Origin of the sequence: Kitasatospora sp. NPDC086791 (genome assembly GCF_040685975.1) — a bacterium.
Classification (GTDB): domain Bacteria; phylum Actinomycetota; class Actinomycetes; order Streptomycetales; family Streptomycetaceae; genus Kitasatospora.
This window is the reverse complement of the sequence record NZ_JBFBOC010000003.1, coordinates 192880-206552: the sequence shown is the minus strand read 5'-3', so window position 1 is coordinate 206552 and position 13673 is coordinate 192880. Positions and strand designations below refer to the sequence as shown.

Annotated in this window: 16 protein-coding genes and 1 riboswitch; of the genes, 6 read left to right on the top strand and 10 right to left on the bottom strand. The window is 70.4% G+C overall.

All coding sequences use genetic code 11. The features are described from left to right. Positions 1 to 12: 12 nt before the first annotated feature. The 4 genes from AB0Q99_RS07930 (at position 13) to AB0Q99_RS07915 (ending at position 3570) form a co-directional block, all read left to right on the top strand. Complete coding sequence (locus tag AB0Q99_RS07930) at positions 13 to 1341, top strand: HD domain-containing protein (RefSeq protein WP_363569445.1); 1329 nt, start codon at positions 13 to 15, stop codon at positions 1339 to 1341. A 349-nt stretch (positions 1342 to 1690) separates the two neighbouring features. Beyond that, entirely contained in the window at positions 1691 to 2683 is a 993-nt protein-coding gene (locus AB0Q99_RS07925) for a hypothetical protein (protein WP_363569444.1), read from the top strand. Positions 2684 to 2725: 42 nt separating this feature from the next. Beyond that, on the top strand, positions 2726 to 3367 hold the full coding sequence (gene def, locus AB0Q99_RS07920) for a peptide deformylase (RefSeq protein ID WP_363569443.1): 642 nt from the start codon (positions 2726 to 2728) through the stop codon (positions 3365 to 3367). A 14-nt stretch (positions 3368 to 3381) separates the two neighbouring features. Further along, complete coding sequence (locus AB0Q99_RS07915) at positions 3382 to 3570, top strand: hypothetical protein (RefSeq protein WP_363569442.1); 189 nt, start codon at positions 3382 to 3384, stop codon at positions 3568 to 3570. Between the two features lie 479 nt (positions 3571 to 4049). Here AB0Q99_RS07915 and AB0Q99_RS07910 read toward each other — a convergent pair whose 3' ends face one another. From AB0Q99_RS07910 to AB0Q99_RS07880, 7 genes are all read right to left on the bottom strand, one after another. Then, positions 4050 to 4295, bottom strand: coding sequence for a DUF397 domain-containing protein (locus AB0Q99_RS07910; RefSeq protein WP_363569441.1), 246 nt, complete (start codon positions 4293 to 4295; stop codon positions 4050 to 4052). Positions 4296 to 4369: 74 nt separating this feature from the next. After that, a complete protein-coding gene (locus AB0Q99_RS07905; protein WP_363569440.1) occupies positions 4370 to 4606 on the bottom strand; it encodes a hypothetical protein in 237 nt (78 codons plus the stop codon). A 59-nt stretch (positions 4607 to 4665) separates the two neighbouring features. Further along, entirely contained in the window at positions 4666 to 5502 is an 837-nt protein-coding gene (locus AB0Q99_RS07900) for a helix-turn-helix transcriptional regulator (protein ID WP_363569439.1), read from the bottom strand. Beyond that, the gene (locus tag AB0Q99_RS07895) at positions 5499 to 6026 is read right to left on the bottom strand and encodes a DUF6879 family protein (protein ID WP_363569438.1); all 528 of its coding nucleotides are present in this window, start codon (positions 6024 to 6026) and stop codon (positions 5499 to 5501) included. The genes AB0Q99_RS07900 and AB0Q99_RS07895 overlap by 4 nt, the downstream gene beginning before the upstream one ends. Then, on the bottom strand, positions 6010 to 6201 hold the full coding sequence (locus tag AB0Q99_RS07890; RefSeq protein ID WP_363569437.1) for a hypothetical protein: 192 nt from the start codon (positions 6199 to 6201) through the stop codon (positions 6010 to 6012). Before AB0Q99_RS07890 ends, AB0Q99_RS07895 begins: the two co-directional genes overlap by 17 nt. Positions 6202 to 6443: 242 nt before the next feature. After that, complete coding sequence (locus tag AB0Q99_RS07885; RefSeq protein WP_363569436.1) at positions 6444 to 6719, bottom strand: hypothetical protein; 276 nt, start codon at positions 6717 to 6719, stop codon at positions 6444 to 6446. Continuing rightward, a complete protein-coding gene (locus AB0Q99_RS07880; protein WP_363569435.1) occupies positions 6716 to 7159 on the bottom strand; it encodes an ATP-binding protein in 444 nt (147 codons plus the stop codon). Before AB0Q99_RS07880 ends, AB0Q99_RS07885 begins: the two co-directional genes overlap by 4 nt. 227 nt (positions 7160 to 7386) lie before the next feature. Here AB0Q99_RS07880 and AB0Q99_RS07875 point away from each other — a divergent pair, with 227 nt between their 5' ends. After that, a complete protein-coding gene (locus AB0Q99_RS07875) occupies positions 7387 to 8247 on the top strand; it encodes a helix-turn-helix transcriptional regulator (protein ID WP_363569434.1) in 861 nt (286 codons plus the stop codon). Positions 8248 to 8249: 2 nt separating this feature from the next. Next, the gene (locus AB0Q99_RS07870) at positions 8250 to 8468 is read left to right on the top strand and encodes a DUF397 domain-containing protein (RefSeq protein ID WP_363569433.1); all 219 of its coding nucleotides are present in this window, start codon (positions 8250 to 8252) and stop codon (positions 8466 to 8468) included. Positions 8469 to 8538: 70 nt separating this feature from the next. Here AB0Q99_RS07870 and AB0Q99_RS07865 read toward each other — a convergent pair whose 3' ends face one another. From AB0Q99_RS07865 to AB0Q99_RS07855, 3 genes are all read right to left on the bottom strand, one after another. Then, positions 8539 to 9555: a ribonucleotide-diphosphate reductase subunit beta gene (locus AB0Q99_RS07865; protein ID WP_363569432.1), complete on the bottom strand. Its 1017-nt coding sequence runs from the start codon at positions 9553 to 9555 to the stop codon at positions 8539 to 8541. After that, complete coding sequence (locus AB0Q99_RS07860; protein WP_363569635.1) at positions 9555 to 11960, bottom strand: ribonucleoside-diphosphate reductase subunit alpha; 2406 nt, start codon at positions 11958 to 11960, stop codon at positions 9555 to 9557. Before AB0Q99_RS07860 ends, AB0Q99_RS07865 begins: the two co-directional genes overlap by 1 nt. A gap of 190 nt (positions 11961 to 12150) precedes the next feature. After that, a riboswitch (cobalamin riboswitch) is annotated at positions 12151 to 12294 on the bottom strand. 65 nt (positions 12295 to 12359) lie between these two features. Continuing rightward, positions 12360 to 13616, bottom strand: coding sequence for a ricin-type beta-trefoil lectin domain protein (locus AB0Q99_RS07855; protein WP_363569431.1), 1257 nt, complete (start codon positions 13614 to 13616; stop codon positions 12360 to 12362). Positions 13617 to 13673 lie beyond the last annotated feature (57 nt).

Here is a 13673-nt window from a genome sequence, read left to right as displayed (position 1 = left end):
CACGGCCGTACGGTGTGCGGGCCCACCGCCCGCGCGGTGCACGCGGCCGCCGCCGCGCTGCTGGCGCTCGCGCTGGGCACGGTCGCGGTGCGCGGGGTCGCGGAGCCCAGGGTCGCGCTGGCGTTCACCGGGTTGATCGCGCTCGGCGAATGCGTCCGGATCACCCTTCCGGGCGATCGCGAACAGGCGCCCATCGGCGCGGCCGGCGCGCTGGCGTACGCCCTGCTGGGGCCGTTGCGGGGAGTGCCGACCGCGCACGGGACGCTGCAGGTGGTCGCGGTGACCGGGGCCGGACTGCTGCTGGCCTGGCTGCCCGGGCTCGCCCTGCCGCACCGACCGGGCCGCCCGGACCGCTCGGGCCGGACCGACCGCCCGGTCCGCCGCCCGGCCTGGGCCGACCCGGCCCGCCGCGACGGCGCCGCCCGCCGACTGCTCGCCGTCGGCTTCGCGGCCGCCGTCTTCCAGCCGCTGTACAACGGCGGCCTGGTCGACCGCTTCTCCCCCGAGGGCCCGGCGTACGGGGCGTTCCTGACCGCCGTCGCCGCGCTCGCCGCGCTGTGCGACGCGACCCTGGCGGCGCTGCTGCGCCGCTCCGAGGGCGGGCTGCGGTTCCCCGCGGCGCTGGAGGACGAACTGCGCTCGCTGTTCGGCATCGGTTCGGCGATCGTCGCCACCGGCATGCTGGTCAGCCTCGCGGCCGGCGAGGTCGGGCTCTGGGCGCTGCCGCTGTTCTGCACCCCGCTGCTGCTCGCCCAGGTGTCCTTCCGGCGCGCCGCCGCGGTGCGGGCCACCACCGGGCAGACCATCGCCAGCCTCGCCCGTGCCACCGAGGTGGCCGGCTACACCCCGCACGGGCACGCGCGCAGGGTCGCGGACACGGCGTGCGCCCTGGGCCGCGAGCTGGGTCTGGGCACCCGTGAGCTCGCCCTGTTGGAGTACGCCGCGCTGATGCACGACGTCGGCCAGCTGTCCCTGGTCGAACCGGTGCCGGACGGCGCCACCGCGGTGCTGCCCTGCGCCGAACAGCAGCGGATCGCCCGGCTGGGCAGCGAGGTGATCAGCCGCACCGGGGTGCCCCGGCAGGTCGCCGAGCAGGTCGCCCGGCTGGCCGACCCGTGCACCGGCCCGGCCGGCGGCGAGGGCCCGGTGCCGTTGGCGGCCCGGATCATCCGGGTCGCCAACGCCCATGACGACCTGCTCACCGCCGCCCGCGGCCGGGGCCTCGGCGAGGCGGTCGGGCGGCTGGAGGCGCTGGAGGTGATCCGGCTGGGCCGCGGCCGGGTCTACGACGCCCGGGTGGTGGACGCCCTGGCCCGGGTCGGCGGACAGGCCCGCGGCTGAGGTCCGGCGCGGTAGGGCGGTGAGGTCCGGGGCCGAGGCCCGGGGTTGCGGCCCGGGAACGGGGTGGGGTCGGTCGGCGGAGGCGGGGCGGGGAGCGGCCGACGGCCGGGTTTTCCGGTCCGCCCGCCGGGCTCCGCCCCGCCAGGGGTTGAGAGGGCGCGATCGGGCGGGCAGGCTGGGGAGGGGCGGACCCCAACCTCGGCGGTGGGGAGCGCGGGCGGGGGCGGGCGTGGTTGGATGCGGTCGTAGCGTGGAACACCGACCCGGGACAGCGGGCCCCGTACGCCACCCGGGACGGTCCGGGCGCGGTGGCACGGGACTTGAGCGGACGACGACGGCAGGGACGAACGTGAGGATCTTCCACCGGGCACGGCACCGGCCGTCCGCCACCTGGCGGCAGACGACCGACCGGGCCTTCACGCTGATCGGCGACGGCCGCTACGAGGACGCCGGCGCGCTGCTGGTGATGGCCGCCGACCTGGAGCCGTGGCTCTCCGACTCCTGGTTCAACCTCGCGCTCCTGCACAAGTTCCGCCGCGACTGGGAACAGGCCCGCTCGGCCGGCCTGCGCGCCGTCGCCCTGCTGGACCGCGAACAGGGCGCCCCCGATTGGTGGAACCTCGGCATCACCGCCACCGCGCTGCAGGACTGGCCGCTGGCCCGCCGCGCCTGGCAGGCGTACGGCCTCAAGCTGCCCGGCGGCCCGGGCGGGCAGCCCGACGGTCCGGTCAGCCTCGACCTCGGAACCACCCCCGTGCGGCTCTCCCCGGACGGCGAGTCCGAGGTGGTCTGGGGCCGCCGCCTGGACCCGGCCCGGATCGAGGTCCTCTCCATCCCGCTGCCCTCCTCCGGCCGCCGCTGGGGCGAGGTGGTGCTGCACGACGGCGCCCCGCACGGCGAGCGGGTCACCGACGGCGTCGCTTACCCCGTCTTCGACGAGATCGAGCTTTGGGCGCCCTCCCCGGTGCCGACCTACGTGGTGCTGCTGCAGGCGGCCACCGCCGGGGACCGGGACGCGCTGGAACGGCTGGTCGCCGACGCCGGCTACGCGGCCGAGGACTGGACCTCCTCGGTGCGGCTGCTCTGCAGAGCCTGCTCGGAGAGCCGGATGGCCTCCGACGACGGCATCGCCGCCCACCACGACCCGCACGACGACGGCGACGCCGCCCACCCCGGCCACCTCAGCCACCTCAGCCAGGGCGGCGCGGCCGGGATGTCCTGGCTGGTCGAGCGCGAGTGCGGGATCGCCGCCCCCGCCCACCTGGTGCGCACCCTGCTGGACCGCTGGGTCACGGCCTCCCCGGGAACCCGGGCTTACCGGGATCTCGAAGAAGTCTGCTGAGTACCCTGGTGAGGTACGCGTAGACCTATGGGAGCGGAAGACATGGCGGAGCAGGCCGAGCAGCACGAGCACGAGCACGACGTGGAGGGGGCGGCGCCCGAGGCTCCCGTCAAGGTGGTCGGTGAGGAGCCCGACCTCACCAAGGGCACGGCCCGTCCGATCACCGTTGTCGGCAACCCCGTCCTGCACCGGGAGGTCAAGGACGTCACCGCCTTCGACGGCGAGCTCTCCGCGCTGATCGACGACATGTTCCAGTCCATGTACGCCGCCGAGGGCGTCGGCCTCGCCGCCAACCAGATCGGCGTGGACCTCAAGGTCTTCGTCTACGACTGCCCGGACGACGAGGGCGTGCGCCACATCGGCCACGTGATCAACCCGAAGCTGGAGGAGTACCCGGCCGACCGCCGGCGGGTGCTCGACGACGGCAACGAGGGCTGCCTGTCCGTCCCGACCGCGTACGCCGAGCTGCCGCGCCCGGACTTCGCCGCGGTGACCGGCGTCGACAAGGACGGCAAACCGATCCGGGTCGAGGGCACCGGCTTCTTCGCCCGCTGCCTGCAGCACGAGACCGACCACCTGTACGGCACCCTCTACATCGACAAGCTGTCGAAGCGGGACCGCAAGGACGCCCTGAAGCAGATGGCCGAGGGCACCCCGAAGTACGCGACGGTGCCGAACGCGTAACCGCGGAGCGGTGGTTGCCGAAGGCCGGCGCGGACCCGTCCGCGCCGGCCTTCGGCGTTCCCGGGGACCTGGGCCTGCGCCTGACCTGCGCCGGGGACCAGGGACCGGACGGGACCGGCATCTACGTCCGGGCCACGGGAGTCGGGGACACCCTGCTCAGCGGGGCCCGCTTCCGCGTCGAGGACTGGCAAGAGGACGGCTGAGGATGGAGCCGGGCCGCATCGGGCAGGGGGCGGTCGGCCAGAGCCTGCTGGGGCACACGATCACGTAGTGGCCCGACCACCGGGTGTCGGACACCCAGCGGGACCAGGCCACGTCGGAGGCCCGGGCCAGTTGGTCCTGGGCGTTCCTCCGGCGTGCTGTGATCGGGAGCCATGGGTCACCGCCGGGCGTGTGCTGCTCGTAGCGCTTCGCGAGCCAGTCGACCGCGTCTGCCGGGTGCCTCCAGGTGGCTCGGACCTGGGAGGAGGGCCGCAGCAGCCACCAGCCCGTCATCATCGGCGGCAGCTCCGAAAGGCTGAAACGAGTGGCCTCGACCGGTCGGCGCTCCGACTCCCGCGCCAGCATTCGGCCGTCACCTGCCCACTCGTAGCCGTGGAAGTGCAACTTCGCTTCTCCTCTGAGGAGTCGGTGCCCCGGCCGCCCGCTCGGGACCGCGGGCGGCCGGGGCTGTCAGAGAACGTCAGACGGACAGGCCGAAGCGCGCCGGGTCGATCCCGGCCTCCGCCAGCTCCTCGGCCGTGAACAGCAGCGGTTCACGGTCGGGCCGCTTGCTGTCGCCGAGGGCGAAGACACCCGGGGCGTCGGGCACGGTACCGAGGGTCACGCAGGTTTCGGTGCCGTCGTCACCTCCGCCCTGGTTGCCACCGCACGCGCGGTTGAAGGCGACCTGGGAGAGGTCCAGTTCGTACAGGTCGTGATGGGTCATCGCTGCACCTTCCGGTGTCGATTCGGGACACGGAACCGCCCCGCCCAGGATTCGGGCGGAAGTGTGATGAGAGGTCAGCCCCACAGGCTGATGCGGTTGGTGAGCCGGTCGACCGGCACCTGCCGGGGCGGGGCGTCCGGTTCGAACAACGGTCGGACCAGGGCCCGGCCGTTCTCGGCGCCGACGATCTCGACCAGGCCGCCGGTGGTGAGGTCCTTCCGGATCGGGTTGTTGTCGATCTGCTCCATGAGTTCCGCGTGCGTGCGGCAGGGCTTGGGCGTGGACAGCTGCGTGGAACCGGCAGCGGGCATGGAAGGCTCCCGTTACTCGCGGGTCGTTTCGGTGAGCCCACGTTACGGGGAATTGGAGGCTAGTCCTGCACGATTTCCCGTTCCCGCAAGAACTCGTCCCGGATTCTTTCGAGCACACGCCGCATCTCTTCTCCGGAAAGAGCATTTTCGGAGAACCTGTTGAACTTTCGCACGTACAGGTCGACGTCGCGCGGGTCGGTGACCGAAAGTTCGGCATGCACGGTCTCGACCGTGACCATGCGGTCATTGCGGATCACAAATGAGTGCGACGGGACGTCGGACTGTGGCGCGGCCAGTGGAACGACTCTGATGTCGACATGGCCGAGGCGGGAAACGGAGATGATGCGGTCCAGCTGTCCGGCCATCATCGCGGAGGGAACAAGGCGCCAACGAAGAACAGACTCGGTGATGACGAACTGCAGTGTCTTGGTGGTGTCGTAGAGGCACTGTTGTCTCGCCAGCCGCGCTGAAATCGTCCGAGACAACTGATCCTCGCCGAGGTCCTTCCCCTCGAATACGGCTCGCACGTATTCCGGGGTCTGGAGCAGCCCGGGGACGAGAGACGGCTGGAACAGCCGAAGAAGCGTGGTCGAGTCGTCCAACGCCTTGATCTGCTGCTGCTTGCGGTGGTATCCCAGACGTCGCACCAGGCGCCAGGCCGTTGCCTCGGTGGCATCGATTCTCGCGACGGCCATGTACTCGACCTTGACCTCATCGGAAACGCCGATCGCCTCAAGGATGCGTTCCACGTCCACGACAGTGGGCGACACCTTGCCCGTCTCGATCTTGCTCAACTTGCTCGGAGACATGACAGCGCCGCGGGCCACGGCTTTGGCTTCCTTGCCAGAAGCCTGCCGAAGTTCCCGCAGCGCTGTCCCGAGCCGTGTTCTGTTCATTCGCCGTGCTCGGTCCACCATTCCGTGAACGGAACGGAGTTCGCCATCGCGATGTCACGGTACGCCTTGAACCGGTCGAGCACGTCACCGGCGAGGAACTCGGCTCCCAGGTACTTCCCGTTGCCGTCGTAGCTCATCTCGGCAACCGTCTCGTCATCGAAGAGCCAGAAGTCCGGGGCCTCGGCGACGGGGTTCTCGCGACCCGTGATGTCAAGGATGAAGAACTCCTCGCCGGCTGCCATGTTCCGGTGGTAGCCCCATGCGAGTTCGAACCGGAGGTATTCCGTGAGCGGGCGCGAGAGGACGTGCACCCGATACATGCGCCTACCGGACCGAGTGGCATTGGCCACGGTGTCGACCCAAGCCGCGGTCTTGAAGCTTTCCGGCTGTCCCTCGCCTGCGAGGAAGGCGTGATAGGCGGCCACTCCGCCAGACCGACTGTAGTCGTCCAGCGTTTCCAGCCGGAACGCCTCTCGGTCGAACTCTGAGAACCAGTCTCCGAGGGTCCTAGATGAGGTTGTCACGGATGGCCTTCCGAACGAGTTCGATGGGAATTTCGACGAGGGTCTCGTGCCCCGGGACCTGCAGCTCGTGCTCGGTGAGATGCTCGCCTTGAACGGCCAGGGTTCCCCGGTCCGTCAGGTAGAGCGTCGGACAGTCGCCGTCTTCGCAGGAACCCACAAGCCGTGTCAGCTCCACGCTTCCTCCTTGCTCGGTCTTCCTACGATGCTCCCGAGTTGAGTCGGGCGTAGGCAAGAGATTCGTGTTTCCAGTACTGGAAACCGGTCCAACCCGGTTCAGGCGCTCAGGAGTTCGGTAGCCATGACGCTTCTTCCCGGCGGGCCCTTGCGAGGAGCAAGGGCCCGCCGGAACGCGTTTCGAGTGCCGGAAGGCGTCGGTCGTCCCTGCGGGGTGCGAACGCTGGCCAGGGACAATGGAGTTCAGGGGTGGGGGGAGATGACGATCGGGTAGGCGGGGGCGGTCGGGTCGGTCATCTCGCCGACGTAGAGGGTGGTGCTCCAGGAGTTGCCGCGGGCGAGGCAGCGGGTGACGCCTTCGCCGCCGCCCGGGCCGATGCAGAACCGGATGTAGTCGCGGTGGGCCTCCCGGATGGGGAGCTCACGGACGTGCTCCCAGAGAACGGGGAGGGCGTGGTCGACGCTGGGGAAGTCGGTGGGGAGCATGATGCCGGCGATCTCGGCCTGGACGCGGTTCACGCGGCGGCCGCCTCGGCGGAGATGTGGCACCAGACGAACTTCCCGATGCCGCCCTCGCGCGGGCAGCAGCCCCACTGGGTGGCCAACTCCTGGACGAGGAACAGGCCTCGGCCGGTTTCGGAGTGGGCGGGGACCGGGCCCGGGTGGACGGTGGGCTTCTCGCGGTCGGCGTCGTGCACCTCGATGCGGAGGGTGTCGTCCGGGGAGAGGTGGAACCGGGCGAGGATGTGGCGGTCACGCGGGACGCGAGCGTGCTGGAGGGAGTTGGTGACCAGCTCCGTGACGATCAACTCGCCGGCCGGGAGGAGGAGTTCGCCGACCGGGAAGGGGGTGAGGAAGTCGCGGAGCTTGTGCCGGGCGGTTCGGGGGGAGGTCCGGCGCCGGGGCAGCAGACAGGTCTGCTCGGTGGGGGCGGGGGAGGGGGAGTCGGTTTCAGGCATGGCGGGGCCACCTCTGGAGTGTGCAGGTGAGAGCGGCTGGAGAAGGCATGGGGATGCCCGGTGAAAGCCCGCCATGATCACATTGTGTCGAGTGGTGGACTACGTTGAGTAGCATCCTCTCGAAAGCTTCCATGTTGCAAGTCCTCACTTTGGAAGCTGGGCAAGATTGTTGTCGGCGGCGGGGTGGGGGCAGACTGGCAGATCACGGAAGAGGGGAGGTCGCGACCGTGCCTGTGAACAGGAATCCGACAGTTCGGCAGCGGCGGTTGGCCCGAACGCTCAAGGAGCTACGGACCGGTGCGAATCTGACGATGGCCCAGTCGGCCCGGCAACTGGCATGCGCCGAGAGCAAGATCAGCCGCATCGAGGCCGCGCAGTCGGGCATCCGACTCGTGGACCTCCGGCTGCTGCTTGACCTGTACGGAGTGACGGACCTGGAGACCAGAGGCCAGTTGGAAATCCTGTCCCGTGAGGGTCGCCTTCGCGGATGGTGGGATCGCTACTCCGACACTCTGTCGCCGCACTATGCCGACTACATCGCGCTGGAGTCCGATGCGTCGGACATGTACAGCATCCAGACTCTTCTGGTGCCCGGGATCTTGCAGACCGAGGACTACACCAGAGCAGTTGTGAGGGCGCAGATAGAGGATGCGACGCCTGGACAGGTCGAGACCCTGACGAAGGTTCGTCAGGAGCGCCGTTCAGTCCTGACGGGAGACACGCCCTTGCGGGTGTGGGCCGTGATCTCGGAGTCCGCGCTCAGGCACCAGGTCGGTGGCCCGCCGGTCATGCGTGAGCAGCTTCTGTCCCTGGCGGCCTCGGCGGAGAGTCCGAACATCAACGTCCAGGTTCTGCCTGAGGCATCCGAGGTGCACGCGGCGCTCTTCGGGCCGGTCACCATCCTCAGCTTTCCGGAGACGGCCGAGACCGATGTGGTCTACGTCGACAGCCTCCTCAGCACTCTGTACCTTGAGGAGCCGGACGAAGTCTTCAAGTACACGAATCTGTTCCGCCGCGCGCTGTCGGAGTCGCTGCCCCGCAACGAATCGATCGCGCTCATCGAGCGCATCGCGAGTGAGAAGGTCTGAAGATGAGCGAGTTCTCACCGGATGGTGTCGCAGGGCTTGAGTGGCGCAAGTCCTCGTTCTCGGGTGCGCAGAGTGAGTGCATCGAGTTTGCTGTTGGTCTGCCCGGTGCCGTGCCGGTACGTGACTCCAAGGACCCCGACGGGCCGGCTCTGCTGTTCGCGGCCGATGCCTGGTCCTCGTTCCTCGCCGGGGTCAAGTCCGGCGAGTTTCCGACCGTCTGACGCAACAGAGGTGCCCCGCACGGGTGTGGCCGTGCGGGGCACCTCTATGTCTGTCCGGCTGTCCGCCTCTTTAGAAGTCGTCGTCGAAGGAGACCGAGCCCTCGACGGCGACCTGGTACGCCGACACCCGGCGCTCGAAGAAGTTGGTCAGCTCCTGCACGTTCTGGAGCTCCATGAAGCCGAACGGGTTGCTGGACCCGTACCGGATCGGCATCCCGAGCCGCGCCAGCCGCTGGTCCGCCACGGCCTGCAGGTACTCGCGCATCGAGGCGGTGTTCATGCCGGGCAGACCGTCGCCGCACAGGTCCTGGGCGAACTGGAGCTCGGCCTCGACGGCCTCCTCCAGCATCTCCGTGACCTGCTTGGCCATCTCCTCGTCGAAGAGGTCCGGCTCCTCCTCGCGCACGGTGTCCACCACCGAGAACGCGAAGTCCATGTGCATGGACTCGTCGCGGAACACCCAGTTGGTGCCGGTCGCCAGGCCGTGCAGCAGGCCCCGGCTCCGGAACCAGTACACGTAGGCGAACGCGCCGTAGAAGAACAGGCCCTCCACACACGCCGCGAAGCAGATCAGGTTGAGCAGGAACGCCCGCCTGTCCTCCTTCGTCTGCAGCGAGTCGATGTGGTCGACCGCGTTCATGTACGTGAAGCAGAACTGGGCCTTCTGGTGGATGGAGGGGATGTTCTCCACCGCGGCGAAGGCCGCGTTGCGGTCCTCCGGGTCCGGAAGGTAGGTGTCGAGCAGCGTCAGGTAGAACTGGACGTGCACGGCCTCCTCGAACAGCTGACGGCTCAGGTAGAGCCGCGCCTCCGGGGAGTTGATGTGCTTGTAGAGGCTCAGCACCACGTTGTTCGCGACGATCGAGTCACCCGTCGCGAAGAACGCCACCAGCCGGCCGATCATGTGGCGCTCGCCCTCGCTGAGCTTCGCCAGGTCGGCGACGTCCGAGTGCAGGTCCACCTCCTCGACCGTCCAGGTGTTCTTGATCGCGTCCCGGTACCGGTCGTAGAACGACGGGTAGCGCATCGGACGCAGGGTCAGCTCGAACCCGGGGTCGAGCAGCATCTTCTCGCGGTCGTCGGACATCACTGGCAGGCCTCGCAGGACTCGGGGTTCTCCAGGGAGCAGGCCAGCGCGGCCTCTTCCTCGGGCGTGAGGGTCGGGGTGTTCACCGGCACCGGCGCGGCGGCGCGGGCGGCACCGGAGGCGGCCTGGGCGATCCGGGTCGCCGGGCGCGAACGCAGGTAGTAGGTGGTCTTCAGGCCGACCTTCCACGCGTAGGCGTACATCGAGCTGAGCTTGCCGATGGTCGGCGCCGCCATGAACAGGTTCAGCGACTGGCTCTGGTCCAGGTACGGCATGCGCGCCGCGGCCAGGTCGATCAGCGCGCGCTGCGGCAGCTCCCACGCGGTGCGGTACAGCGAACGGACCTCGGCCGGCAGCCAGTTCAGCTCCTGCACCGAGCCGTTGGCGTCGCGCAGCGAGTCGCGGGTCTGCTGGTCCCAGACGCCGAGTTCCTTGAGCTCGCGCACCAGGTACGGGTTGACCTGCAGGAACTCGCCGCTCAGCGTCTCGCGCTTGAACAGGTTGGACACCTGCGGCTCGATGCACTCGTACACGCCGGCGATGGAGGCGATGGTCGCGGTCGGCGCGATGGCCAGCAGCAGCGAGTTGCGCAGGCCGGTCTCGGCGATGCGGGCGCGCAGCGCCGCCCAGCGGTCGGCCCACTGCGGGGCGGCCGTCGGGAAGTGGTCGATGTGCAGCTCGCCGCGGGCGGCGCGGGTCTCGCCGTACGCCTCGTGGCGGCCCAGCTGCTCGGCCAGGTCGGCGGAACGCTCGTACGCGGTGAGCATGATGCGCTCGGCGATCAGCGTGGACAGCCGGGCGGCCTCGGCCGAGTCGAAGTCGAGCCGCAGCTTGAAGAAGACGTCCTGCAGGCCCATCACGCCGAGGCCCACCGGGCGCCAGCGGGAGTTGGAGGCGCCGGCCTCGACGGTCGGGTAGAAGTTGATGTCCACCACGCGGTCGAGGAAGGTGACGGCGGTGCGCACGGTGGCGTCCAGCCGCTCCCAGTCCATGGCGTTGACCAGGTCGTCGGCGGAGGCACCGGCGGCCACGTGGGCACCGAGGTTGACCGAGCCGAGGTTGCAGACGGCGGTCTCGGAGTCGTCCGTGACCTCCAGGATCTCGGTGCACAGGTTGGAGGAGTGCACCGTGCGGCCCGGCAGCGCGGTCTGGTTGGCGGCGCGGTTGGAGGCGTCCTTGAAGGTCATCCAGCCGTTGCCGGTCTGCGCCAGGGTGCGCATCATGCGGGCGTACAGGGTCTGCGCGGGGATCGTGCGGACGGCCTTGCCGGCCAGCTCGGCCTTGCGGTACGCCTCGTCGAAGTCGGCGCCCCAGAGGTCGACCAGCTCGGGCACGTCGGCCGGGGAGAACAGTGACCAGTCCGCGTTGGCGTTGACCCGGCGCATGAACTCGTCCGGGATCCAGTGCGCCAGGTTGAGGTTGTGGGTCCGGCGGGCCTCCTCGCCGGTGTTGTCGCGGAGCTCCAGGAACTCCTCGATGTCGGCGTGCCAGGTCTCCAGGTAGACGCAGGCGGCGCCCTTGCGGCGGCCGCCCTGGTTGACGGCGGCGACCGAGGAATCGAGGGTGCGCAGGAACGGCACGATGCCGTTGGACTTGCCGTTGGTGCCGCGGATCAGGCTGCCGCGCGAGCGGATGCGCGAGTAGGACAGGCCGATGCCGCCGGCGTGCTTGGACAGCCGGGCGATCTGCGCGTAGCGGTTGTAGATCGAGTCCAGGTTGTCCAGCGGGGAGTCGAGCAGGTAGCAGCTCGACATCTGCGGGTGCCGGGTGCCGGAGTTGAAGAGCGTCGGCGAGGAGGTCAGGTACTCCAGGCGGCTCATCAGGCCGTACAGCTCGGACACCTCGCGCACGGACTGCTCGCTGTCGCCGACCGCCAGGCCACACGCGACGCGGAGCAGGAAGTGCTGCGGGGTCTCGACCACCTTGCGGGTGATCGGGTGGCGCAGCAGGTAGCGGGACTGCACGGTGCGCAGGCCGAAGTACTCGAAGCGGTCGTCGCCGGTGGTGTCGATCAGCGCGTCCAGGGCGGCGGCGTGCTTGGCGACGAAGGCGGCGGTGGTGTCGCCGATCAGGCCCTCGGCGTGGCCGACGGCGATCGAGGCGGAGAAGGACGTGGCGCCCTGGCTGTTCGCCTCGTCGACGATTTCGAGGGCGAGCAGGCGGGCGGCGAGCTTCGAGTACTGCGGGTCCTCGGCGATCATCGACGCGGCGGCGTCCACGGCCAGCCCGCGCAGCTCGGCGAAGTCCGAGCCGGCGTGACGGCCGCGCAGCGCGGCGGCGGCGACATGGCCGGGGTCGACCTCGGGGAGGTCGGCACTGCGGTCGGTGAGCAGCCGCAGCAGGGCGCCGCCGGGGTCGGAGACCGTCGGGTCGGTGAAGGCGGTACCGGAGCCCTGGGCGGGCAGGGTGGCTGAGGCAGCGGTGGTCAAGGCGCTCTCTCCTGGCGGCGATCGGCGGCGGTGATCGGGGGTACCGGACCGATCGGGGCAGGGGAGCACGCGCGCGGGCGCAAGCGGCGTCCGCGCGACGGTGACATCCCCGGCCCGCCCGCGAGGCCCGGAAGGTGACTGCTCGTGCTGCCGGCCTCTGCGGGAGGGCCTGTGGCACGCCGTCGGCAGGTACTCGGACTCGCGGGCACGGCTCGTGGAGCCGCCCGCACACCGCTGCGGGGCAGTCCCGGATTCCCACCGGGTTCCCCTGCATCGACAGCAGGGACGAGCATACATCTAGTGCCGTGCGTCCGATGCAGCCCCACATGTAGTGTCGCGCAGCACAATTGTTCGACTCTGTGTGCGATAAACTGCTCAGGCCGGGGGGTGCCATTCCTGGCCCGTACGGGCCTCACAGGGGCGCATCCGCACCTGGGCGGCTCCGCCCGCGGCCCCGCCCGGAACGGTGCCCGCGGGGGCGCCCGGGTTCTCCACGCAGCGCCCCGTGTCCTGGTTCGCGAGCTGCCCCGTCGGGGTCACCCGCCAGCGCTGGTCGGGGCGGGCCGTGCAGCCGGTGAGAACGGGGAAACCGAGGTCCGGGTCCTCGACGCAGCGCCCGCTCTGCCCGATCGAGCCGTCGTCCCCCATGGTCCAGCTCTGCGCGGGCGAGCCGTCGCAGGTGCCGGTGCCGATCGCGGCCGGATCGCCCGCCACCCGGCTGTCCAGGCAGAGGCCGGGCAGGGCCGAGGTGATCGCGCCGCTCGGCTGCCCGGCGGCGGCCTGGAACGAGAAGGAGTCGCTGCCGAGCCCGGCGCCGCCGTCCCAGATCTCGAACCCGGCCTGGACGGCGCACAGGTACGAGCCGGCCGGGACGTAGCCGCGCTGGGCGGCGTCCCGGGTGAAGGCCCGCAGGTCCAGGTCGGTCACCGAGGTCGTGCCGGCGGCCGTCTCGTAGGTGATCAGGGTGTGGCTGCCCTTCTTCGGCGCTTCGTACACGTGGTAAGAGGTGCCGCCGACCTGGAGGTCGCCGGCCCGCCGGCCGAACGGTGTCTTGCCGTTGCCGCGCAGCCAGATCATCAGCTCGGCGCTCTCGGTGAACGAGCAGCTGGTCCGGTTGGTGCTGTACCAGACGTCGTACGACGCGTTGTAGACGCCGCCGTCGACCTGGGTGGTGTGCCAACTGCTGGTCGCGTACCGCAGGTTGTCGACCGCGATGGGCAGCGGGCCGGAGCCGGGCTGGAGCTGGGTGCTGATGTGCGGGTAGGCGCCGGGGCCGCGGTCCGGGTCGGTGAGGCTCGCGGGGCTGATGCTGCTGCGGGTCACCCGGAAGCCCGTGCCGCTGTCGCTGCCGCTGATGCAGAGGCCCCCGGTGGCGTTCCACTCGTTGGGGTTGATCAGGTAGCGGCCGGAGTCGACGGGCTGGGAGGGGTAGCGGTTCTCCGCGGTGGAGCAGAGCTCACCGGCGGTGGCGGCCGGCAGCGGGGTGACGGGCGGGGTGGCCCGGGCGGGCGCCTTCCGGTCCTGCGGGACCAGCACCGCGCACAGGGCGAGCACGACCGCGACGGTCGGCGCGAGCCACCACCACGGGTGCGGGCCGCGCCGCCCGCTTCCGGGCGCGACGGGGTGGGTCATCGGGCTCGCGCCTCCCTGCTGCGGTGTGGTGGGTCGGTACGGGGGCCGGGGCGGTGG